18 protein-coding genes are annotated in these 22,105 nt (G+C 60.4%); 9 read left to right on the forward strand and 9 right to left on the reverse strand.

The window, feature by feature from the left end; all coding sequences use genetic code 11:
* Positions 1-73 precede the first annotated feature (73 nt).
* The 3 genes from hisG (at position 74) to hisC (ending at position 3,215) form a co-directional block, all read left to right on the forward strand.
* Positions 74-709, forward strand: a complete 636-nt coding sequence (hisG, locus tag M0808_RS20985; protein WP_003221711.1) for an ATP phosphoribosyltransferase — start codon at positions 74-76, stop codon at positions 707-709.
* A 125-nt stretch (positions 710-834) separates the two neighbouring features.
* Entirely contained in the window at positions 835-2,160 is a 1,326-nt protein-coding gene (gene hisD, locus M0808_RS20990; protein ID WP_247842317.1) for a histidinol dehydrogenase, read from the forward strand.
* Between the two features lie 2 nt (positions 2,161-2,162).
* Positions 2,163-3,215 carry a histidinol-phosphate transaminase gene (hisC, locus tag M0808_RS20995; protein WP_247842318.1) on the forward strand — a complete coding sequence of 351 codons (1,053 nt, stop codon included), beginning with the start codon at positions 2,163-2,165 and terminating at the stop codon, positions 3,213-3,215.
* 323 nt (positions 3,216-3,538) lie between these two features.
* Here hisC and M0808_RS21000 read toward each other — a convergent pair whose 3' ends face one another.
* The 3 genes from M0808_RS21000 to algW all read right to left on the reverse strand — a co-directional run bounded on the left by M0808_RS21000 (position 3,539) and on the right by algW (position 7,618).
* Complete coding sequence (locus M0808_RS21000; RefSeq protein ID WP_247842319.1) at positions 3,539-4,258, reverse strand: DUF4198 domain-containing protein; 720 nt, start codon at positions 4,256-4,258, stop codon at positions 3,539-3,541.
* Between the two features lie 12 nt (positions 4,259-4,270).
* Positions 4,271-6,376 carry a TonB-dependent siderophore receptor gene (locus M0808_RS21005; RefSeq protein ID WP_247842320.1) on the reverse strand — a complete coding sequence of 702 codons (2,106 nt, stop codon included), beginning with the start codon at positions 6,374-6,376 and terminating at the stop codon, positions 4,271-4,273.
* An 87-nt stretch (positions 6,377-6,463) separates the two neighbouring features.
* Positions 6,464-7,618, reverse strand: a complete 1,155-nt coding sequence (gene algW, locus M0808_RS21010) for a Do family serine endopeptidase AlgW (RefSeq protein ID WP_096795365.1) — start codon at positions 7,616-7,618, stop codon at positions 6,464-6,466.
* A gap of 103 nt (positions 7,619-7,721) precedes the next feature.
* Between algW and M0808_RS21015 the strand changes: the two genes are divergently transcribed.
* The 3 genes from M0808_RS21015 to cysN all read left to right on the forward strand — a co-directional run bounded on the left by M0808_RS21015 (position 7,722) and on the right by cysN (position 11,562).
* Complete coding sequence (locus M0808_RS21015; RefSeq protein WP_097090396.1) at positions 7,722-8,480, forward strand: Nif3-like dinuclear metal center hexameric protein; 759 nt, start codon at positions 7,722-7,724, stop codon at positions 8,478-8,480.
* Positions 8,481-8,736: 256 nt separating this feature from the next.
* Positions 8,737-9,654, forward strand: a complete 918-nt coding sequence (gene cysD / locus M0808_RS21020) for a sulfate adenylyltransferase subunit CysD (RefSeq protein ID WP_003221715.1) — start codon at positions 8,737-8,739, stop codon at positions 9,652-9,654.
* A 9-nt stretch (positions 9,655-9,663) separates the two neighbouring features.
* The gene (cysN, locus tag M0808_RS21025) at positions 9,664-11,562 is read left to right on the forward strand and encodes a sulfate adenylyltransferase subunit CysN (RefSeq protein WP_098967229.1); all 1,899 of its coding nucleotides are present in this window, start codon (positions 9,664-9,666) and stop codon (positions 11,560-11,562) included.
* Positions 11,563-12,348: 786 nt separating this feature from the next.
* Here cysN and M0808_RS21030 read toward each other — a convergent pair.
* Genes M0808_RS21030 through M0808_RS21040 form a run of 3 tightly spaced genes read right to left on the reverse strand, consistent with a single transcriptional unit; the run spans position 12,349 to position 15,741 of the window.
* Complete coding sequence (locus tag M0808_RS21030; protein ID WP_247842321.1) at positions 12,349-13,254, reverse strand: acyltransferase; 906 nt, start codon at positions 13,252-13,254, stop codon at positions 12,349-12,351.
* Positions 13,255-15,354, reverse strand: coding sequence for a phosphate acetyltransferase (gene pta / locus M0808_RS21035; protein WP_098967230.1), 2,100 nt, complete (start codon positions 15,352-15,354; stop codon positions 13,255-13,257). It abuts the gene before it with no gap.
* Positions 15,355-15,414: 60 nt separating this feature from the next.
* Positions 15,415-15,741, reverse strand: coding sequence for a DUF3565 domain-containing protein (locus M0808_RS21040; RefSeq protein ID WP_247842322.1), 327 nt, complete (start codon positions 15,739-15,741; stop codon positions 15,415-15,417).
* On the opposite strand from M0808_RS21040, the gene M0808_RS21045 reads away from it, so the two are divergent.
* The 3 genes from M0808_RS21045 to M0808_RS21055 all read left to right on the forward strand — a co-directional run bounded on the left by M0808_RS21045 (position 15,710) and on the right by M0808_RS21055 (position 18,045).
* On the forward strand, positions 15,710-16,195 hold the full coding sequence (locus M0808_RS21045; RefSeq protein ID WP_064586001.1) for a peptidylprolyl isomerase: 486 nt from the start codon (positions 15,710-15,712) through the stop codon (positions 16,193-16,195). The genes M0808_RS21040 and M0808_RS21045 overlap by 32 nt on opposite strands.
* 122 nt (positions 16,196-16,317) lie before the next feature.
* Positions 16,318-16,800 carry a glutathione peroxidase gene (locus M0808_RS21050; RefSeq protein ID WP_027610864.1) on the forward strand — a complete coding sequence of 161 codons (483 nt, stop codon included), beginning with the start codon at positions 16,318-16,320 and terminating at the stop codon, positions 16,798-16,800.
* A gap of 141 nt (positions 16,801-16,941) precedes the next feature.
* On the forward strand, positions 16,942-18,045 hold the full coding sequence (locus tag M0808_RS21055) for an NADH:flavin oxidoreductase (RefSeq protein ID WP_247842323.1): 1,104 nt from the start codon (positions 16,942-16,944) through the stop codon (positions 18,043-18,045).
* 111 nt (positions 18,046-18,156) lie between these two features.
* Here M0808_RS21055 and M0808_RS21060 read toward each other — a convergent pair whose 3' ends face one another.
* The 3 genes from M0808_RS21060 to cysZ all read right to left on the reverse strand — a co-directional run bounded on the left by M0808_RS21060 (position 18,157) and on the right by cysZ (position 21,945).
* A complete protein-coding gene (locus M0808_RS21060; RefSeq protein ID WP_247842324.1) occupies positions 18,157-19,356 on the reverse strand; it encodes a glycosyltransferase family 1 protein in 1,200 nt (399 codons plus the stop codon).
* An 84-nt stretch (positions 19,357-19,440) separates the two neighbouring features.
* Positions 19,441-21,012, reverse strand: coding sequence for a family 20 glycosylhydrolase (locus tag M0808_RS21065; RefSeq protein WP_247842325.1), 1,572 nt, complete (start codon positions 21,010-21,012; stop codon positions 19,441-19,443).
* Between the two features lie 174 nt (positions 21,013-21,186).
* Positions 21,187-21,945 (reverse strand): sulfate transporter CysZ, encoded by a 759-nt coding sequence (gene cysZ / locus M0808_RS21070; protein WP_223008466.1) that lies wholly within the window; start codon positions 21,943-21,945, stop codon positions 21,187-21,189.
* Positions 21,946-22,105: the final 160 nt, after the last annotated feature.

The following is a 22,105-nucleotide window of genomic DNA, read 5'->3' on the forward strand; positions in this document are numbered from 1 at the left end:
GTATCCGGCTCGATGTGTGTCCGGCGCCGATTGCGACCGGGCATGAGTACCTTGATAAGGACTGACGTTTCCCATGTTGACCATCGCACTGTCCAAGGGCCGCATCCTTGACGACACTCTGCCGCTTCTCGCTGAAGCCGGCATCGTGCCGACCGAGAATCCGGACAAGAGCCGCAAGCTGATCATCCCCACCACTCAGGATGACGTACGTCTGTTGATCGTGCGTGCCACCGACGTGCCGACCTATGTCGAGCATGGCGCGGCCGACCTCGGCGTCGCCGGTAAAGACGTGTTGATGGAATACACCGGCCAGGGCCTGTACGAGCCGCTGGATCTGCAGATTGCCCAGTGCAAGCTGATGACCGCCGGCAAGATCGGCGCGGCCGAGCCCAAGGGTCGTCTGCGCGTGGCGACCAAATTCGTCAACGTTGCCAAGCGTTACTATGCCGAACAGGGTCGTCAGGTCGACATCATCAAGCTCTACGGCTCGATGGAACTGGCGCCGCTGATCGGTCTGGCCGACAAGATCATCGACGTGGTCGACACCGGCAACACCCTGCGCGCCAACGGCCTGGAACCTCAGGAACTGATCGCCACGATCAGCTCGCGCCTGGTGGTCAACAAGGCTTCGATGAAGATGCAACACGCCCGAATCCAGGCGTTGATCGATACCCTGCGCAAGGCAGTGGAATCGCGACACCGCGGCTGATGTACCTGCGCGACCTTGAGTCGCGCCCGTCTATCCGCCTCATAGCCAGAATCTCAGGTGCCCAAGCGGAAACGACTGCTAAGTTAGGGCGCCTGAGTTTTTGCCATTCCTATGAGGCTCTCGCTATGACCGCACCGACTGCAATTCGCCGACTCAACGCTGCTGACCCGGATTTCGCGCATCATCTGGATCATCTGCTGAGCTGGGAAAGTGTGTCTGACGACTCGGTCAATCAGCGCGTGCTGGACATCATCAAGGCGGTGCGCGAGCGCGGTGACGCGGCGCTGGTCGAGTTCACCCAGAAGTTCGACGGCCTCGAAGTGGCGTCGATGGCCGACCTGATCCTGCCGCGCGAGCGTCTGGAACTGGCCCTGACCCGCATCACCGTGGAACAGCGCGAAGCGCTGGAAAAAGCCGCGGCGCGAGTGCGCAGCTATCACGAAAAACAGAAACAGGATTCCTGGAGCTACACCGAGGCCGACGGCACCGTACTCGGGCAGAAGGTCACGCCGCTGGATCGCGCCGGCCTGTACGTACCGGGCGGCAAGGCGTCGTACCCGTCTTCGGTGTTGATGAACGCGATTCCGGCCAAGGTCGCCGGCGTGACCGAAGTGGTCATGGTCGTGCCGACCCCGCGCGGTGAGCTCAATGAACTGGTGCTGGCGGCGGCGTGCATTGCCGGCGTTGACCGGGTGTTCACCATCGGCGGTGCGCAAGCGGTTGCCGCGCTGGCTTACGGCACTGAAAGCGTGCCGCAGGTGGACAAGGTCGTCGGCCCGGGCAACATCTATGTCGCCACCGCCAAGCGTCACGTGTTCGGTCAGGTCGGCATCGACATGATCGCCGGCCCGTCGGAAATCCTTGTGGTGTGCGACGGCCAGACCGATCCGGACTGGATCGCCATGGACCTGTTCTCCCAAGCCGAGCACGACGAAGACGCCCAGGCGATTCTGGTCAGCCCCGACGCCGAGTTCCTCGACAAGGTTGCTGCGAGCATCGACAAGCTGCTGCCGACCATGGACCGCGCAACCATCATCGAAACCTCGATCAATGGTCGCGGTGCACTGATTCATGTGCGCGACATGGCGCAAGCCATCGAAGTCGCCAACCGTATCGCCCCGGAACACTTGGAGCTGTCGGTCGCTGATCCACAAGCGTGGTTGCCGCAGATCCGTCACGCCGGTGCGATCTTCATGGGCCGTCATACCTCCGAAGCGCTGGGCGACTACTGCGCTGGCCCGAACCACGTGCTGCCGACGTCCGGCACTGCGCGGTTCTCCTCGCCGCTGGGTGTGTACGACTTCCAGAAACGTTCGTCGATCATCTTCTGCTCCGAGGCCGGTGCTTCCGAGCTGGGCAAGACCGCTTCGGTGCTGGCCCGTGGCGAATCCCTGAGTGCGCACGCACGCAGCGCCGAATACCGCATCAAAGCTGAGCAGAAGGGGAACTGATCATGAGTAAATTCTGGAGCCCGTTCGTCAAGGGTCTGGTGCCGTATGTGCCGGGCGAACAGCCAAAGCTGACCAAACTGGTCAAGCTCAACACCAACGAAAACCCCTACGGCCCGTCGCCAAAAGCCCTGGCGGCGATGCAGACCGAACTGAACGACAACCTGCGTCTGTACCCGGACCCGAACAGCGATCTGCTGAAAAACGCCGTCGCTAACTACTACGGCGTGCAGACCAATCAGGTATTCCTCGGCAACGGTTCGGACGAAGTGCTCGCGCACATTTTCCACGGTCTGCTGCAACACGAGCAGCCGCTGCTGTTCCCGGACATCAGCTACAGCTTCTATCCGGTGTATTGCGGTCTGTACGGCATCCAGTTCGATGCCGTGCCGCTGGACGCGCAGTTCCAGATCAACCCGGCGGACTACGCCAAACCGAACGGCGGGATCATTTTCCCCAATCCGAACGCACCGACCGGTTGCCTGCTGGCACTGGAAGCGGTCGAGCAGATCCTCAAGGCCAGCCCGGATTCGGTGGTTGTGGTGGATGAGGCCTACATCGACTTCGGCGGCGAAACCGCGATCAGCCTGGTGGACCGTTATCCGAACCTGCTGGTGACCCAGACCCTGTCCAAGTCGCGCTCGCTGGCCGGCCTGCGCGTCGGTCTGGCGGTGGGTCATCCGGATCTGATCGAAGCGCTGGAGCGGATCAAGAACAGCTTCAACTCCTACCCGCTGGATCGCCTGGCGATTGTCGGGGCGGCGGCAGCGTTCGAGGATCGCGAGTATTTCGACAAGACCTGCCGTCTGGTGATCGAGAGCCGTGAATGGGTGATCGCGCAATTGCAGGCCAAGGGCTTTGAGGTGCTGCCGTCGGCGGCGAACTTCATCTTCGCCCGGCACCCGCAACACGATGCAGCGGGTCTGGCGGCCAAGCTGCGCGAGCAGGGCGTGATTGTGCGCCACTTCAAGCAGGAGCGGATTGCCCAGTTCCTGCGGATTTCGATCGGTACGCCGGAGCAGAACCAGGCGCTGATCGACGGCCTCGGCAACCTCTAAAAGCCAAAGCCCCTCACCCTAGCCCTCTCCCAGAGGGAGAGGGGACTGATTGGGGGATATTGCAGAGTTTCGCCGACGTGAAAGTGCTGTACTGAATCCATAATCGACTCGGATTTTCAGGTCGATGTACTTCGCAAGACAGCTCGGTCTGCTCCCTCTCCCAGAGGGAGAGGGGCTGATTGGGGGATATTGCAGAGTTTCGCCGACGTGAGAGTGCTGTACTGAATCCATAATCGACTCGGATTTTCAGGTCGATGTACTTCGCAAGACAGCTCGGTCTGCTCCCTCTCCCTCAGGGAGAGGGCTGGGGTGAGGGTGCGCTTTTACTCGTGATGCGGTTCGCCAAGGAACGTCAGCGAACTGAACAGCCCGCGACTGTTCACATCAGCGCTGTCCTTCACCGGCACTTCCACCTGCGCCGCAATCACATTCAACCCTTCATTACGCACCAGCACCTGCGCGCGTCCGTCCTTGTCCGTTTCAGTGCTCAGGGTGTTCGGTGCATTGCGATAGTCGCCAATCAGCTTCACGCCCGCTGCCGGCTTGCCATCGAGCAGCACCCGTACCGGCAGTGAATTGCCCGGGCCGACGGTCAGCGGGTCGACCTCCGGCAAAATCAGCAACTTGATCTGCTCAAGCCTGGGCAACTTCGCCCCCGGTTGATAAATCGCCAGGCTGTACTTGAACGTCTCGGTGGCTTCGACAGCGCCCGGCACTTTGCTGCGGCCTTCGTTGATCCATTTTCTGTCGGCGGTTTGCGACCACATGCCGTTGTTCAGTGCGACGGCCATGACCGCCGGTGTTTTTAGCGGCTTCAGGCGCGCGTGATCGGGCAGGCGTTCGACGCTAACCGGGATCATTTTGCCGCTTGTGTCATAGGCCCAGGCGCCGCTGATTTTCTGCGCCTTGAAGGCATTGTCCTCGGCGCCGTGGCCGTAGATCACTTCGATATTGCCGCGCCGTTGTTCTGTCCACAGGCCATGGGCCGAGGCTTGAGTGACGAACAAAGCGGCGATGATCAGTAGGGTTTTGCCGTATTGCATAGTGACGTCCTTTTACAGGTTGAGTGTCAGGCTGACGGTGAAATTGCGCGGCTCGCCGGGGTTGACCCAGTAATTGCTGTAGGAGCGCTCGTAATATTTTTCGTCGAAGAGGTTGTTGAGGTTCAGGCCAACCGTGACGTTGTCGCTGGCCTTGTAATGGGCCAGCAGATCGACGGTGTGATAGGCCGGCATTTCAAAATCACCGCCGGCTTCACCGGAGCGATCGCCGACATAGGTGAACGCCGCGCCGACGTCCGAGCCGCGCAAATGGCCGTCCTGAAATTCGTACACACCGAGCAGGCTGCCACTGCGCTTGGCCACGCCGAGGATGCGGCTGCCGGTCGGGATTGCCGCGTCGCCCTTGGTCACTTCAGCGTCGATGTAAGCGAAGGCACCCATCACCCGCACGGCATCGGTCACTTGCCCGGTCACTTGCCAGTCGAAACCGCGACTGCGCGCCTTGCCCATCGCGCGGCTGGTATCGGTGTTCGGATCGAGGGCGAGGACGTTCTCCTTGTCGATGTGGAAGAAGGCGAGGGTGCTGCTCAGGCGCTCGTCGAACAGTTCGTTCTTGATGCCGATTTCGTAACCGACACCTTCTTCGGGATCGAAGGATTTGCCGGAGGCGTCGAGGCCGTTATTCGGTTTGAACGAGGTCGAGGCGTTGGCGAACAGGCCGGTGTTCGGCGTCAACTGATAGAGCAGGCCGGCGCGTTGGGTGAGGGCGTCGTGAGTCTGCTGGCTTTTGGCATCGCGGGTGTGATCGTCGATGCGTTGATCAAAGTGTTCGAAGCGTGCGCCGATCATCCCGCGCAGTTTGTCGGTGAAGATGATTTGATCCTGCAGGTTCAGTGCGTGGCTTTCGACGTGTTCGAAGAAGTCAGTACCCGAGCGTGGGCCGTTGGGTTTCGGTTGGCCGTAGATCGGCTTGTAGATGTCGATGGCGTAGGGACCGCCAGCGATGGTAGTGACGCGTTCGTTCTTGCGGAAGTTCTCGTATTCGGTGCCGATCAGCAGTTCGTGCTGCCATGGGCCGAGGTCGAACAGACCGCGCAGCTCCAATTGGGTGATGCTGTCGTGCCAGTTAGTGTCCCGTTCGCGGTAGCGTCGGTTGACCGTGTGACCATCGGCGTTCAGCGCACGACTTTCAGACGCGTCGCCCCACAGTTTGCCTTCCTTGTAGTGGCTGGCCAGACGCAGTTTCCAGCTGTCGCTGAGGTGATGTTCGAGGGTGGCCTGGAGCAGGTTGTTGTGGTTGTCGATGTTGCCGTCGTTCGGTTCACCGAGGAAGGCCGAGCGCGAAACGCCGCTCCATTTGTTGTTCGGCGCGACGATTCCTCGGTCGAACGTGGAGTTGTGCCGGACGATTTCGCTTTCCACCAACAACGAAGTGTCCGGGCTCAGTTGCCAACTGATCGAAGGTGCGACGAAGACCCGCTGGCTGTCGACGTGATCACGGAAGCTGTGGTTGTCTTCGACCGCGAGGTTGATCCGTGAGAGCACGTCCCCCTGCTCGTCGAGCGGCGTGTTGACGTCCAGTGCCGTGCGATAACGATCCCAGCTGCCAGCGCTGGTCTGCAGGGTGGTGAACGCTTCGGGCTGCGGCTTTTTGGTGACGATGTTCACCGTGCCGCCAGGATCGCCACGGCCATACAGGCTCGCGGCCGGGCCTTTGAGGACTTCGATGCGCTCGACATTGGCCGCGTCCGGCGTGCTCGGGTAGCCGCGATTGGCGCTGAAACCGTCCTTGTAGAACTCCGAGGTGGTGAAGCCGCGTACGCTGTATTCGTACAGCGTCAGGCCGCCAAAATTGTTCTGCTTCGACACGCCGCCGGCAAATTCCAGTGCGCGTTCGACATTGTGGCTGCCCAGATCCTTGAGCACGCTGGCCGGCACCACGCTGATCGCTTGGGGAATGTCGCGGATGGCGGTGTCGGTTTTGGTTGCACTGGCGGAGCGCGTCGCGCGGTAGCCGCTGACCGGCCCGCTGGGGGATTCATAATCGGAAGTGACGCTGATGGCGTCGAGTTCGAGGGGTTGCGGATCTTCGGCGAAGACCGGATCGCCCAGCAGGCCCAGGGTCAGGCCAAGCAGCGAAGCCTTTTTTCGAGACGACATGTTATGTTGTTCCAATCGTTAAATTGAAACAATATAACATGCCTGTTGAGAGTGTCTTTCATTCGCGCACTCGGCGCGAATAAAGTTTTACTCTTCTTCTTTCACCGGTGCAGGCGGCGGACGCAGGCCGATTTCAGCGGTGAGCTTCAGTTCTTTGCCGTTGCGCATGACCTGAATGGTCACTTTGTCAGTCGGCTTGATCCGCGCCACCTGGTTCATGGACTTGCGGCCATCACCGGCCGGTTCGCCGTCGATACTCAGAATCACGTCACCCAGTTGCAGGCCGGCCTTCTGTGCCGGGCCATCGCGGAAGATCCCCGCCACGACAATCCCCGGACGCCCGGACAGGCCAAACGACTCGGCCAGTTCCTGGGTCAGCGGCTGCACTTCAATACCGAGCCAGCCACGAATCACCTGACCGTGCTCGATGATCGATTTCATCACTTCCATCGCCAGCTTCACCGGGATCGCAAAACCGATGCCCTGCGAGCCGCCGGACTTGGAAAAGATCGCCGTATTGATGCCGGTGAGGTTGCCGTTGGCATCGACCAGCGCGCCGCCGGAGTTGCCCGGGTTGATCGCCGCGTCGGTCTGGATGAAGTCTTCGTAGTTGTTCAGGCCCAACTGGTTACGCCCGGTGGCACTGATGATGCCCATGGTCACGGTCTGGCCGACGCCGAACGGGTTGCCGATGGCCAGCGCGACATCGCCGATGCGGATGCTGTCGGAGCGGCCGACGGTGATCGCCGGCAGGTTTTTCAGGTCGATCTTCAGCACCGCGAGGTCGGTTTCCGGATCGCTGCCGATCACCCGGGCGAGGGTTTCGCGACCGTCCTTGAGCGCCACCACGATCTGGTCGGCGCCGGTGGTCACGTGGTTGTTGGTCAGAATGTAGCCTTCCGGGCTCATGATCACCCCGGAACCGAGGCTCGATTCCATGCGTTTCTGCTTCGGCGAGTTGTCACCGAAGAAACGCCGGAACTGCGGGTCTTCAAACAGCGGGTGCGCCGGTTTGTTGATGACCTTGGTGGTGTAAAGGTTGACCACCGACGGTGCGGCGATGGTCACCGCGTCGGCATAGGACACCGGCCCCTGCTGCACGCTGGTGGTTTGCGGGGCCTGTTGCAGGTTGACATCGAGGCTCGGCAGCCCGACCCACTGCGGGTAACGCTGAATAATCAACAGAGCGATAAGCACACCGGCCAACAGCGGCCAGCCAAAAAAACGCAGCGCCTTGAGCATTAAGCACGTCCTGGAAAAGTTGCAGGCGGGGTCAGACCGCCCATAATGTCGCGCATTATACGAGGCCGCGCGCGCCTCTGAACGGGATTTTCAGGAGTCTTTCATGGCCGTCGCCCTCAGCACCCTCGTCGAAGAAGCCGACCGTTACCTCGGCAGTGCGAAAATCGCCGATTATTGCCCCAACGGCCTGCAGGTCGAAGGCCGACCGCAAGTGATGCGCATCGTCAGTGGCGTCACCGCCAGCCAGGCGCTGCTCGACGCGGCGGTGGAGGCCGAGGCCGATCTGATACTGGTGCATCACGGCTATTTCTGGAAAGGCGAGAACCCGTGCATCACCGGCATGAAGCAGCGGCGCTTGAAGACTTTGCTCAAGCACGACATCAGTCTGCTCGCCTATCACCTGCCGCTGGATCTGCACCCGGAAGTCGGCAACAACGTGCAACTGGCGCGTCAGCTGGACATTACCGTCGAAGGGCCACTGGATCCGGACAACCTTAAAATTGTCGGACTGGTCGGGTCGTTGAATGAGCCGATGACTGCGCGTGATTTCGCCCGCAAGGTTAAAGACGTCATGGGCCGCGAGCCGCTGCTGGTCGAGGGCAGTGGGATGATTCGTCGGGTCGGCTGGTGCACCGGTGGCGGGCAGGGCTATATCGATCAGGGCGTGGCGGCGGGTGTCGATCTGTTCCTCAGCGGTGAAGCCTCCGAGCAGACCTTCCACAGCGCGCGGGAAAACGACATCAGCTTCATCGCCGCCGGCCACCACGCCACCGAGCGCTATGGCGTGCAGGCGCTGGGTGACTACCTGGCGAAGCGCTTCGCCCTCGAACACATCTTCATCGATTGCCCGAACCCGATCTAAGGCTAAACCTTATTTCAGTGTGGGAGCGGGCTTGCTCGCGAATGCGGTGGTTCAATCAGCGGCGATGTTGGATGACACACCGCTTTCGCGAGCAAGCCCGCTCCCACAGGAACAGCATTGCTCGGCCGAACCGGCAGGCATATTCATATGCCCTTTCGATCTAGTAGGCGTCCTGATTAGAAGAGGTCGCTGTGCTAGGATTCCCCGCTCGAACACGGCCCGCTGGCCGTTCATAAGAAAGCTTTCGTGAGTAGCCATGGTCGACAAACTGACGCATCTGAAACAGCTGGAGGCGGAAAGCATCCACATCATCCGCGAGGTGGCCGCCGAGTTCGACAACCCGGTGATGCTGTACTCCATCGGTAAAGACTCCGCCGTGATGCTGCATCTGGCACGCAAGGCGTTCTTCCCGGGCAAACTGCCGTTTCCGGTGATGCACGTCGACACTCGCTGGAAATTCCAGGAGATGTACAAGTTCCGCGACAAGATGGTCGAAGAGCTGGGCCTGGACCTGATCACCCACATCAACCCCGATGGCGTGGCGCAGAACATCAACCCGTTCACCCACGGCAGCGCCAAACACACCGACATCATGAAGACCGAGGGCCTGAAACAGGCGCTCGACAAGCATGGTTTCGACGCCGCGTTCGGCGGCGCCCGTCGCGATGAAGAGAAGTCCCGTGCCAAAGAGCGCGTGTACTCGTTCCGCGACAGCAAGCACCGCTGGGACCCGAAAAACCAGCGCCCTGAGCTGTGGAACGTCTACAACGGCAAGGTCAACAAGGGCGAATCCATTCGTGTGTTCCCGTTGTCGAACTGGACCGAGCTGGACATCTGGCAATACATCTACCTCGAAGGCATCCCGATCGTGCCGCTGTACTTCGCCGCCGAGCGCGAAGTGATCGAGAAGAACGGCACGCTGATCATGATCGACGACGACCGTATCCTTGAACACCTGTCCGACGAGGACAAGGCACGCATCGTCAAAAAGAAAGTGCGTTTCCGTACCCTTGGCTGCTACCCGTTGACGGGCGCGGTGGAGTCCGAGGCTGAAACCCTCACGGACATCATTCAGGAAATGCTCCTGACGCGAACTTCCGAGCGCCAGGGCCGGGTCATCGACCACGATGGCGCAGGCTCGATGGAAGACAAGAAACGTCAGGGTTATTTCTAAGGGGTTGTCATGTCGCACGCATCTGATTTGATCAGCGAGGACATCCTCGCCTACCTGGGCCAGCACGAACGTAAAGAGCTGCTGCGCTTTTTGACCTGCGGTAACGTCGATGACGGCAAGAGCACCCTGATCGGGCGCCTGCTGCACGACTCCAAGATGATCTACGAAGATCACCTGGAAGCCATCACCCGTGATTCGAAGAAAGTCGGCACCACCGGTGACGACATCGACCTGGCGTTGCTGGTCGATGGCCTGCAGGCTGAGCGTGAGCAGGGCATCACCATCGATGTCGCCTACCGCTATTTCTCCACCGCCAAACGCAAATTCATCATCGCCGACACCCCTGGCCATGAGCAGTACACCCGCAACATGGCCACCGGTGCGTCCACCTGTGACCTGGCGATCATCCTGGTCGACGCCCGTTACGGCGTGCAGACCCAGACCCGTCGCCACAGCTTCATCGCCTCGTTGCTCGGCATCAAGCACATCGTCGTCGCCATCAACAAGATGGACCTGAAAGACTTCGATGAAGGCGTGTTCGAGTCGATCAAGGCCGACTACCTGAAGTTCGCCGAAGGCTTGAAGATGAAGCCGACCAGCATGCACTTCGTGCCGATGTCTGCCCTCAAGGGCGACAACGTGGTGAACAAGTCCGAGCGCTCGCCTTGGTACAAAGGCCAGTCGCTGATGGAAATCCTCGAGACCGTGGAAGTGGCGGGCGACCGCAACTTCACCGATTTGCGTTTCCCGGTGCAGTACGTCAACCGTCCGAACCTGAACTTCCGCGGTTTCGCTGGCACCCTCGCCAGCGGCATCGTGCACAAGGGCGACGAAGTGGTGGTTCTGCCGTCGGGCAAGAGCAGCCGCGTCAAATCCATCGTCACCTTCGAAGGTGAGCTGGAGCAGGCCGGCCCAGGTCAAGCGGTGACGCTGACCATGGAAGACGAAATCGACATCTCCCGCGGCGACCTGCTAGTGCATGCCGACAACGTGCCGCCGGTCACCGACAGCTTCGAAGCGATGCTGGTGTGGATGGCTGAAGAGCCGATGCTGCCGGGCAAGAAATACGACATCAAGCGCGCCACCAGTTACGTGCCGGGCTCGATTGCCAGCATCGTCAACAAGGTCGACGTCAACACCCTCGAAGAAGGCCCGGCGAGCGCGTTGCAGCTCAACGAAATCGGCAAGGTGAAGATCGCGCTCGACGCGCCGATCGCCCTCGACGGTTACGACAGCAACCGCACCACCGGCGCGTTCATCGTCATCGATCGTCTGACCAACGGCACCGTCGGCGCCGGCATGATCGTCGCTCAGCCAGTGGCTCATGGGACTGCCTCGCACCACGGCAAACTGGCTCACGTTGCCACTGAGGAACGTGCCCAGCGCTTTGGCCAGCAACCGGCTACTGTGTTGTTCAGCGGTCTGTCGGGCGCGGGCAAGAGCACGCTGGCTTATGCGGTCGAGCGCAAGCTGTTCGACATGGGCCGTGCGGTGTTTGTGCTCGATGGTCAGAATCTGCGTCACGACCTGAACAAAGGGCTGCCGCAGGATCGTGCCGGTCGTACCGAGAACTGGCGGCGTGCTGCGCATGTGGCGCGTCAGTTCAACGAGGCGGGTCTGTTGACCCTGGCGGCGTTTGTTGCGCCGAGCGCCGAAGGTCGCGAGCAGGCCAAGGATCTGATCGGCAAGGAGCGTCTGCTGACGGTTTATGTGCAGGCTTCGCCGGCGGTGTGTGCCGAGCGTGATCCGCAGGGCTTGTATGCTGCGGGTGGCGATAATATTCCGGGTGAGTCGTTCCCGTATGACGTGCCGCTGAATGCTGATCTGGTGATCGACACGCAGTCGCTGTCGTTGGAAGAGAGCGTCAAGCAGGTGTTGGATCTGCTGCGCAAGCGTGGCGCGATTTAAGCTTTAGCCGGAAATGAAAGGCCCGCGGATGAGTGATCATCGGCGGGCTTTTTTATTGGGGGCGATTTGGTTTTCGGCGATGGCGACCTTTGGGCCGACCATGCTCTGGGTGGGTTGTGTGAATATCCGTTTCTTCGGGTGTTGCTGATTACGGTTCCGCCCTTACGGCGGGTCACTTTTTACAAACGCCTAAAAAGTAACCAAAAACGCTTGCTCCTGCGTTCGGCCCGCTCGCTGGGGCTCGGGGTCCCTTCGCTCCGGGATTGATCCGGGGGGCAGCGCCTACGGTTTGCTTCGCTGCACCTCCTCTCGCTGTGTTTGGCTTCGCCAAACGGTCGCTGCGCTCCCACCCCCGGATCAATCCCTACGCTCAGCCTTCCGACGTCGCCCGTGGATCAAGATCAAAAGCTTTCGGCGAGCTGACACTCGGCCATTTGAGTGGTGAAAAGCGTGCGCCTGGCTTTAGCTTTTCCTGTGGGAGTTGGCTTGCCAGTGATGGCGGCCTGACAGCCGACCAATCTCTACCTGAATACACCGGTTTCAAACTGTGGGAGCGAGCTTGCTCGCGAAGGTGGTCTGACAGCCGACTAATCTCTACCTGAATACACCGTGTGCAAACTGTGGGAGCTGGCTTGCCAGCGAAGGCGGCCTCACAGCCGACCAATCTCTACCGGAATACGCCGGGTTCAAACTGTGGGAGCGGGCTTGCTCGCGAAGGCGGAATGTCATTCACCAATGATTTGGCTGATCCACCGCTATCGCGAGCAGGCTCGCTCCTACAGGGGATTAGCGTTTGTCTGCGAATTCGCGGTGCATCTGTTCCAGCAGCGCATCCTTGTCCTGCCACAGCTGGTTGATCCAGCCCTGGAATTGCAGGCGATATTCGCCGTCCTGGTCGTAGTTCTTGCCGATGAAGGCCGGCGGGATTTTCAGTTCTTCAAAGTGCACCACCACGTCGCGCACGTTGCCGCACAGCAGATCCCAGAAACCCGGACGCCCGCCAGGGTAGTGAATAGTTACGTTGACGATCGACTCCAGTTGCTCACCCATCGCGTCCAGCACAAAGGCGATGCCACCCGCCTTGGGTTTGAGCAGGTATTCGAACGGTGACTGCTGTTGCGCATGTTTGCCTTCGGTGAAGCGCGTGCCTTCGACGAAGTTGAAAATCCCCACCGGGTTGTTGCGGAATTTCGCGCAGGTCTTGCGCGTGGTTTCCAGGTCTTTGCCTTTCTTCTCTGGATGCTTTTCCAGGTACGCCTTGGAGTAGCGCTTCATGAACGGGAAGCCCAGCGCCCACCACGCCAGACCGATCACCGGGACCCAGATCAGCTCCTGCTTGAGGAAGAATTTCAGCGGCTGGATCCGGCGGTTGAGCACGTATTGCAGCACCAGGATGTCGACCCAGCTCTGGTGGTTGCTGGTGATCAGGTATGAGTGTTGGTAGTCCAGACCTTGCAGGCCGCTGATGTGCCAGCGGGTGCGGCGCACCAGGTTCATCCAGGCTTTGTTGTTGCTGATCCAGGCTTCGTGGGTGTGGCTCATCAGCCACAGTGAGGCGCGGCGGGCGAGGTCGAAGGGCAGCACTTTGATCAGCGCGACGCAGAACAGGAACGAGCACAGCAGAATCGTATTGAGTGCCAACAGCAGCGCGGCGATCACGCCGCGAATCGGGGCGGGCAGGAAGTCCAGCATTTACACATCCATAGGTCGGTTGGCGGCTTGAATCGCGGTCAGGGCGATGGTGTAGACGATGTCGTCGACCTGCGCGCCGCGCGGCAGGTCGTTCACCGGTTTGCGCAGGCCTTGCAGCATCGGGCCGAGGCTGACGCAGTCGGCGCTGCGCTGCACGGCTTTGTGGGTGGTGTTGCCGGTGTTCAGGTCGGGGAACACGAACACCGTGGCGCGACCGGCGACCTGGCTGTTCGGCGCCAGTTGCCGGGCAACGTCTGCGTTGGCAGCAGCGTCGTATTGCAGCGGGCCGTCGATCAGCAGCGAGTGCTGTTGCTCGTGGGCGAGCAGGGTGGCTTCGCGGACTTTCTCGACTTCTTCACCGCTGGCGGATTCGCCACTGGAGTAGCTGATCATCGCCACGCGCGGGGTGATGCCGAATGCTGCTGCGGAATCAGCGCTTTGCAGGGCGATCTCCGCCAGTTCGGCGGCGCTCGGGTGCGGGTTCATCACGCAGTCGCCATAGACCAGCACTTCTTCGGGGAACAGCATGAAGAACACCGACGACACCAGCGTGCAGCCCGGTGCGGTCTTGATCAGTTGCAGGGCCGGGCGGATGGTGTTGGCGGTGGTGTTGATCACGCCCGAGACCAGGCCGTCGACCTCATCCAGCGCGAGCATCATGGTGCCGATCACCACGGTGTCTTCCAGTTGCTGTTCGGCCATCGGCGCGTTGAGGCTTTTGCTTTTGCGCAGGGCGACCATCGGCTCGATGTAGCGCTCGCGGATCAGATCCGGATCGAGGATCTCCAGCCCCGGCGGCAACTCGATACCTTGCGCACGGGCCACGGCTTCGACGTCTTCGGGTTTGGCCAGCAGCACGCAACGGGCGATGCCGCGCTCCTGGCAGATCGCCGCCGCTTGCACGGTGAGCGGCTCGCTGCCTTCGGGCAGGACGATGCGTTTGTTCGCCGACTGCGCCCGTTGAATCAGTTGGTAGCGGAATACCGCTGGCGACAGACGCATTTCCCGCGGTGTGCCACAGCGCTGATGCAGCCATTTGGCGTCGAGATGACTGGCGACGAAGTCAGTGATGATCTCCGCGCGCTCGCGGTCATCGATGGGGATTTCCTTGTTCAGGCCATTGAGCAGGTTGGCGGTGTCGTAGGAGCCAGTGCTCACCGACAGCACCGGCAGACCGGCCTGCAACGCGCCACGGCATAGGTCCATGATGCGTGGATCGGGCAGGGTGTCACTGGTCAGCAACAGGCCGGCCAGCGGCACGCCGTTCAACGCCGCGAGGCTGACGGCGAGAATGATGTCGTCGCGGTCGCCCGGGGTCACCACCAGCACGCCGGGCTTGAGCAGCTCGACGGTGTTGCGCATGGTGCGCGCGCAGATGATGATTTTGGTCATGCGCCGGGTTTCGTAATCGCCGGCGTTAAGCACCTGCGCGCCCATCAGATCGGCGACGTCGCGGGTACGCGGTGCATTGAGTTCGGGCTGGAACGGGATGCAGCCAAGCAGACGGAAATCACCGCTGCGCAGCAACGGCGAATGCTCTTTGAGGCGCGTGGCGAAGGCGTCCATGCTCTCCTCGGTCTTGACCTTGTTGAGGATTACGCCGAGGACTTTCGGATCTTTCGGGCCGCCGAACAATTGCGCCTGCAATTCCACGCGACCGGAAAGTTCGGCGAGCACTTCATTCTCCGGGGCCGAGACCAGAATCACCTCGGCATCCAGGCTTTTCGCCAAGTGCAAATTGACCCGCGCGGCGTAGCTGGCGCTGCGGGTCGGCACCATGCCTTCGACTACCAGCACGTCTTTGCCGATGGCAGCTTGCTGATACAAGGCGATGATTTCTTCGAGCAACTCATCGAGCTGACCGTCGCCGAGCATCCGCTCGACATGGGCCAGGCCCAGTGGCTGCGGCGGTTTCAGGCCGTGGGTGCGCGCGACCAGTTCGGTGGAGCGCTCAGGACCAGTGTCGCCCGGATGCGGCTGGGCAATCGGTTTGAAGAAGCCGACTTTCAGTCCGGCCCGCTCCAGGGTACGCACCAGCCCGAGGCTGATGGAGGTCAGACCCACGCCAAAATCGGTGGGCGCGATAAAAAAAGTTTGCATGCGGATTCTCTAAAGGTGCATGGCAATGGTGGCGATCTATACGTGACCGCCTACCGCAATTCAGTCGCCAAGGTTATCGCTAACCGAGCCTTGTGCGCACCAACCGCAGGCAAAGGGTTGGCCTATTTTTTCAATACGTTGCGCCGGGTCAAGGACCCAGGCCCGCGATTGCCATGGCGGCTGATGGCGCAGGTGCTGGGTGTGGCCACAGGAAAGCTCGACCACCCAGTGACCGACCTCGTCCTGATGGAAGCCGGTGATCGTCGAATCCCGTTTGTCCGGGTTGTGTTCGCTTTCGCGCGATTGCTTCGCTAAACTTGGCCTTTCTATATTCTTCTGCAAAAGGTCTCGCCCCATGCTGATCGCCGCCAATAAGGCTGTCTCCATCGACTATACCCTGACCAACGACGCTGGTGAGGTCATCGACAGCTCCGCCGGCGGCGCTCCGCTGGTCTACCTGCAAGGCGCAGGCAACATCATCCCGGGCCTGGAAAAAGCTCTGGAAGGCAAAGCTGTTGGTGACGAGCTGGAAGTGTCCGTTGAGCCGGAAGACGCTTACGGCGAATACGCTGCCGAGCTGGTCAGCACCCTGAGCCGCAGCATGTTCGAAGGCGTTGACGAGCTGGAAGTCGGCATGCAGTTCCACGCTTCGGCGCCGGACGGCCAGATGCAGATCGTGACCATCCGTGACCTCGACGGCGACGACGTCACCGTTGACGGTAACCACCCACTGGCCGGTCAGCGCCTGAACTTCAAAGTGAAGGTCGTTGATATCCGTGACGCCAGCCAGGAAGAAGTCGCTCATGGCCACGTCCATGGCGAAGGTGGCCATCACCACTGATTTTCTGCGCTAAGCTTCGAGTACTGGAGAGGCGCCTGCGGGCGCCTTTTTAGTCCGCGGCTGTCCTTGGTGCTCTCGCCAAGTGGCTGTTTCGAGTAGAACACGGGAATCTGGAGTCCGTCATGAGTGCTTTTCACGACCTTAAGTTGACAGCCCTGGATGGTCAGGAGCTACCGCTGGCGCCTTTCAAAGGCCAAGTCGTGCTGGTGGTCAACGTCGCCTCCAAATGCGGCTTGACCCCACAGTACGCGGCGCTGGAAAACCTCTACCAGCAATTCAAGGGCAAGGGCTTCAGTGTGCTGGGCCTGCCGTGCAACCAGTTTGCCGGTCAGGAGCCAGGTACCGAACAGCAAATCCAGGAGTTCTGCAGCCTGAACTATGGCGTGACGTTCCCGTTGTCGAGCAAGCTTGAAGTCAACGGCCATGATCGTCATCAGCTATACCGCTTGCTGGCGGGCGAGGGTGCGGAGTTTCCGGGGGATATCACCTGGAACTTCGAGAAATTCCTGCTCGGCAAGGATGGCCGGGTATTGGCGCGATTCTCGCCGCGCACGCCGCCGGATGATCCGACCATTGTCCACGCGATTGAAAAAGCGCTGGGCTGAAACACAAAAATCGCAGCCATCGAGCTGCGATTTTTTTTGCCTGACTTTTGACCCTTAATCATTCAAATCAATAGTGCTGTTAAAAGGCGCTGACTGTTCATATTATCGCCGTCATAAAGTCATTCCCTGTGGAGCCTTCCAATGCCGGTGCAAGCCCTGTTCAAACCGTTCCACCTCGGTGCCCTCGAACTGCCGACCCGCGTGGTGATGGCGCCGATGACCCGCTCGTTTTCCCCGGGTGGCGTACCCAATTCCAAAGTGATCGAGTACTACCGTCGCCGCGCTGCGGCCGGTGTTGGCCTGATCATCACCGAAGGCACCACTGTCGGTCACAAGGCTTCCAACGGTTACCCGAATGTGCCGCAGTTCTTCGGCGAAGCGCCACTGGCCGGCTGGAAAAAAGTCGTCGACGCGGTGCATGCCGAGGGCGGGAAGATTGTTCCGCAACTGTGGCATGTCGGCAGCGTGCGCCGCATCGGCACCGAGCCGGACGCCAGCGTCCCGGCTTACGGCCCGACGGAAAAACTCAAGGATGGCCAGGTCGTGGTGCACGGCATGAGCAAACAGGACATTCAAGACGTGATCGGTGCTTTCGCCCAAGCGGCGAAGGATGCGCAAAGCATCGGCATGGACGGCGTGGAAATCCACGGCGCCCACGGCTATCTGATCGACCAGTTCTTCTGGGAAGGCAGCAACCAGCGCACCGACGAATACGGCGGCAGCCTGGCCAATCGTTCGCGCTTCGCCATCGAGCTGATTCAAGCGGTGCGTGCGGCAGTCGGTGAAGGCTTCCCGATCATCTTCCGTTTTTCGCAGTGGAAGCAGCAGGATTACACCGCGCGTCTGGTGCAGACCCCGGAGGCGCTGGGCGAATTCCTCAAGCCGTTGGCCGACGCCGGGGTGGACATTTTCCACTGCTCGACGCGGCGTTTCTGGGAGCCTGAATTTGACGGTTCCGAGCTGAACCTGGCCGGCTGGACGCGCAAGCTGACCGGCAAACCGACCATCACCGTGGGCAGCGTCGGTCTGGACGGCGAGTTCCTGCAGTTCATGGTCAACACCGATAAAGTCGCGCAACCGGCGAGCCTGGAGAAACTGCTGGAGCGTCTGAACAACGACGAATTCGATCTGGTGGCGGTTGGCCGTGCGCTGCTGGTGGATCCGGACTGGGCGCTGAAAGTCCGTGAAGGGCGTGAGCAGGATATTCTGCCGTTCAGCCGTGAGGCGTTGATGACCCTGGTTTAAGCGTCGCCTTTAACGGCCCATTCGCGAGCAAGCCCGCTCCCACATTTTGAAAGGCATTCCAAATGTGGGAGCGAGCTTGCTCGCGAAGAGGGCATCAGAGTCGACGATGATCTAAGGTAATGTCTGCGCGTTCGGCAACACCTGCTCCCGTACACACGCCCCACGCAAATGCTTTTCAAATTGCTCGATGATCGCCGCCCACCCCTGACGACTGGCATGCTGGCGCGCATTCAGGCGCACACAACGCAAGGTCTCATCTTCCTCCAGCAACCACGCCGCCGCATCGCAGAACGCTTCCTCATCACCGGGCATCGCCAACACGCCGTTGTAGCCGTGACGGATGTGCTGCGCCGCCGCAGCCTGATCGTAAGCCACCACCCCCAGACCGGACGCCAGTGCTTCAAGCACCACGTTGCCGAAGGTTTCGGTCATGCTCGGAAACAGAAAGATATCGCCGGACGCATAGTGCGCCGCCAAAGCTTCGCCGCGTTGTGAGCCGCAGAAGATCGCCTGCGGGATTTGCTTTTCCAGCGCCAGACGTTGCGGTCCGTCGCCGACCACGATCAGCTTCAGATTGCGCTGTGGATAAGTGCTGCACAGGGTGTCGAAGCAGCGCTTGAGCAGGCCGAGGTTCTTCTCCGGGGCCAGCCGGCCGACGTGAATCACCGCGATGTCCTGCTCGCTCAGGCCCCATTGCTCACGCAATCCGTTCAGGCGCTTGGCCGGGTGAAACAATTGGCTGTCCACGCCGCGAGAGAGCAGGGCGAGGCGGTCGAAATGCCGACGCTCCAGTTCCAGGCGCTGACTGACGCTCGGCACCAGGGTCATTGCCGAGCGATTGTGAAACCAGCGCAGATAATGGGTCAGCAAGCGCGTCAGCAAACTCAGTCCGTACTGGTGGGTGTATTGCTGGAAATTGGTGTGAAAACCGCTGACCACCGAGATCCCCAGGCGTCGCGCCGCACGCAACGCCGACAAACCGAGCGGGCCTTCGGTGGCGATGTACAAAACGTCCGGGCGATGACGCTTCCAGCGCCGCAGCAGCTTGTGCATCGACGACTGTCCCCATTGCAGACCGGGATAACCCGGCAACGGCCAGCCTCGACACAACAGCAAGGCATCGTCCTCGACGCGCTGCGGATCTCCCGCCTGGCGCGGTCGCACCAGTTCCACCTGATGCCCACGCGCGCGCAAGCCATCGCACAAGCGACCAAGGGTATTGGCCACCCCGTTGATTTCCGGTGGGAAGGTTTCGCTGATCAGGGTGATATGCAGAGCTGTCGTCATGACCTCAGTGTCGGCTGAGGCCATGTCGTGCCTGTGACGTTCGGATGATGGATTTATGACTGCTGCCCAGACGGCGGTTGAAGTGCTCGTGCAGGCGTCAGCCAGGCATCACCACCAAGGTACGGGCGGTGGAGTTTGCATGACGCGTGACAGAAGCGGCAGGTTTCTGAAGCGCTCGACGGCATGCGGTGAACCCCAGGTACGCTGGCCTAGCGGCAATAGCCAGGGTCCCAGTTGAGTCCACATTTCCTCGGGGGAGCTGAAGGTCGGTCGCTCGATCCACAACTGAATGCCGCCCCCGACCATTGCCGGATGCCCTACGGCAATCTCGGTGTATTTGTTTCCCGCTTCGTCCATGAACCGGTTGGGGCGCCACACATCGTGGATCCCACGTGGTGAGTGCAGGGGGTGATAGCGGTTGTCCCAGCTCCGGTTGACGATAAAGTAAAAATCACCATGGGCGTTGATGACGCTGTACCCGGAATCGACCAGATCCTTCACGTTCAAATTCCCGCGAACGCTGCCCCAGATGCTCCAGCACTCGATTTGCACCTGTTTATCCAGCGTAATGTGTTGAACCGTTTGCACGGCGCCATCGTTCCAGACGCGAGCGATTTTGCCTTTTCCCTTGATCAGGTTTGCGACATCGTTGACGAAATACCGCACGGCATCTTCCGAAGTTGCGCTCGGATTGCCTGACGCAGCACGGGCGTAGGCCGCCAGTTGCGGGGTATTTGCCGGTGTGATCGGGCTCAGAAAATACTCATCGGCACCGAGGTGGATGTAACGACTGTCAGGGAACAGGTTCATCAAATCGCTGAAGAGTGTCTTCATGAACGCCCTCGCGGCGGCAAGGCTGAAGTCGAGGGCTTTGGTGACGACCGTTCCGTTGCTCAGTTTCAACTGGAGTTCTGGTCGGTTGCGCAGGATCCAGTTCATGTGGCCGGGCATGTCCAGTTCGGGAATCACCTGAACGTAATAACTGGCAGCCGTGTCGAGCACGCGCTTGAGGTCCGCGGCGCTCCAGGCATCGCTGCTCGACAGGTCAGGATAAGAAGGAAAGATGACGCGGACACCCTCATTATCAGTGAGGTGCAAATGCAAGGTGTTGAGCTGGTTCCAGGCCATTTCCTGAATCAGGCAGATCATCCAGTCCGGGGTGAATTGCCGACGCCCCATATCAATCATCACTGAGCGTTCGGCAAAAGCCGGGGCATCGATGACTTTGCATCGCGTCAGCTCGGTTGAGATTCTGACGGCTTTATGCAACGTCGTGAGTGCTCGCGCCATGGCCGTCAGGTTGGACGCTGCAACGCGAATGAACGCTGTGACATCGATTCGGTATTTCTCTGGTTCTCCGTGCACGGGGATTACCACGCCGCTGGTGTCGGGAACCTCAAGCCTCAGCTCCACGTCACCGCTGCCTGCTTGTTCAGGTGAGCCCGACATCAGCACGATTGCTGGCGGTGTGGTCAGCTCGGCGGCTCCGACAAAACCCTGCGCCAGGCGGGTAGCCAGCGGACGCAGGCTCTCGTGAGAGATGTAGATACGTGTGGTCGCGAGAATGTTGTAGGGGACGCCGGTGTGGCCGGTGGCGAACAGTACGCAAGGGCTCATTTCAAGCCAGGGATACTCCGTGCTGACGAGTTCTCGGGGTTTGGCAGCTGAAATCCTGGTCATAAGTGCAATCTCCAAATGGATGAAGGCTTCACTTGACCGGACAACAGGAACACTCTCGATGACGGATCAGCCGAGGGTGTAGTTGATGCTGGAAATTGGCAACTGCCAACTGTCATAAGTAACAGGTTGCAGCGCAGAGGCCACGGTGATACGAGGCGTCTGCGCCAGAATCGCTCAAGAGATTGGCGGGGGCGTCAGCGACTTTTCTCCCTGTTCGCGTACCCAGAACAACGTCGCTCCCGCTACCGCCGCCGGCATCATCAGAATGTTCACCACCGGAATCAGCAGCGCCAGATAGACGATCCCGCCAAAACTCATGCTCTGCCAGCGTTTCTGCCGCAGCCAGGCGAGCATCTCGTTCCAGCCCAGTTTGTGGTTGTCTGCCGGGTAGTCGATGTACTGGATCGCCATCATCCACACGCCGAACAGCAGCCACAGCGGGGCGGCGACGATGTTCACCACCGGGATGAACGAGAGAATGAACAGGCCGATCGCCCGCGGCAGGAAGTAGCCGAGTTTGCGCATTTCCCGGGCGAGGGTGCGCGGGATCATCGCAATCAGTTCGCCCCAGCTGAAGGCCGGGAAATCATCGGTGCCGCGTACCACCACTTCGACTTTTTCCGCGAGGAAACCGTTGAACGGCGCAGCGATCACGTTGGCGAGCATGGTGAAGGTGAAGAACACCATCAACGCCACCAGCACCACGAACAGCGGCCAGAGGATGTAGCTGAGGAAACTCAGCCAGTCGGGCAGCGACGGCATCAGGCTGTCGACCCACAGGCTGAACTGATGGCCGGCCAGATAGATCAATCCGACGAACAGCACCAGGTTGATCGCCAGCGGCAGCAACACGAACAGGCGCAGGCCCGGGCTGAGAACCAGTTTGAGGCCTTCGCGCAGGTATTGCGGGCCGGACAGAACAGGGGCGGGCATAAGGTGCTCCGAGCAAGGGAAAACGCGCCGACCTTACCGACTTTGCAACAGGTGCGAAAGCGCGGCAGAGCGATCGACATTCACTGTAACAAAGACGTCGATCTGGTCGGAGTCTGCGTATAGAGACCACCTATGAGCTGGATTGTTAATCCGTATTTCC

It is taken from the genome of Pseudomonas sp. MWU12-3103b, assembly GCF_023100615.1.
Lineage (GTDB): Bacteria > Pseudomonadota > Gammaproteobacteria > Pseudomonadales > Pseudomonadaceae > Aquipseudomonas > Aquipseudomonas putida_A.

Bases quoted from the DNA above. Each gene is read 5' to 3' on its own strand.
- M0808_RS21060 (WP_247842324.1), bottom strand. From the start codon at position 19,356: ATGGCCTCAGCCGACACTGAGGTCATGACGACAGCTCTGCATATCACC.
- hisC (WP_247842318.1), top strand. From the start codon at position 2,163: ATGAGTAAATTCTGGAGCCCGTTCGTCAAGGGTCTGGTGCCGTATGTG.
- M0808_RS21065 (WP_247842325.1), bottom strand. From the start codon at position 21,012: ATGACCAGGATTTCAGCTGCCAAACCCCGAGAACTCGTCAGCACGGAG.
- algW (WP_096795365.1), bottom strand. From the start codon at position 7,618: ATGCTCAAGGCGCTGCGTTTTTTTGGCTGGCCGCTGTTGGCCGGTGTG.
- cysZ (WP_223008466.1), bottom strand. From the start codon at position 21,945: ATGCCCGCCCCTGTTCTGTCCGGCCCGCAATACCTGCGCGAAGGCCTC.
- M0808_RS21015 (WP_097090396.1), top strand. From the start codon at position 7,722: ATGGCCGTCGCCCTCAGCACCCTCGTCGAAGAAGCCGACCGTTACCTC.
- hisD (WP_247842317.1), top strand. From the start codon at position 835: ATGACCGCACCGACTGCAATTCGCCGACTCAACGCTGCTGACCCGGAT.
- hisG (WP_003221711.1), top strand. From the start codon at position 74: ATGTTGACCATCGCACTGTCCAAGGGCCGCATCCTTGACGACACTCTG.
- M0808_RS21005 (WP_247842320.1), bottom strand. From the start codon at position 6,376: ATGTCGTCTCGAAAAAAGGCTTCGCTGCTTGGCCTGACCCTGGGCCTG.
- M0808_RS21040 (WP_247842322.1), bottom strand. From the start codon at position 15,741: ATGGAGACAGCCTTATTGGCGGCGATCAGCATGGGGCGAGACCTTTTG.
- M0808_RS21045 (WP_064586001.1), top strand. From the start codon at position 15,710: ATGCTGATCGCCGCCAATAAGGCTGTCTCCATCGACTATACCCTGACC.
- M0808_RS21055 (WP_247842323.1), top strand. From the start codon at position 16,942: ATGCCGGTGCAAGCCCTGTTCAAACCGTTCCACCTCGGTGCCCTCGAA.
- M0808_RS21030 (WP_247842321.1), bottom strand. From the start codon at position 13,254: ATGCTGGACTTCCTGCCCGCCCCGATTCGCGGCGTGATCGCCGCGCTG.
- cysD (WP_003221715.1), top strand. From the start codon at position 8,737: ATGGTCGACAAACTGACGCATCTGAAACAGCTGGAGGCGGAAAGCATC.
- M0808_RS21000 (WP_247842319.1), bottom strand. From the start codon at position 4,258: ATGCAATACGGCAAAACCCTACTGATCATCGCCGCTTTGTTCGTCACT.
- cysN (WP_098967229.1), top strand. From the start codon at position 9,664: ATGTCGCACGCATCTGATTTGATCAGCGAGGACATCCTCGCCTACCTG.
- pta (WP_098967230.1), bottom strand. From the start codon at position 15,354: ATGCAAACTTTTTTTATCGCGCCCACCGATTTTGGCGTGGGTCTGACC.
- M0808_RS21050 (WP_027610864.1), top strand. From the start codon at position 16,318: ATGAGTGCTTTTCACGACCTTAAGTTGACAGCCCTGGATGGTCAGGAG.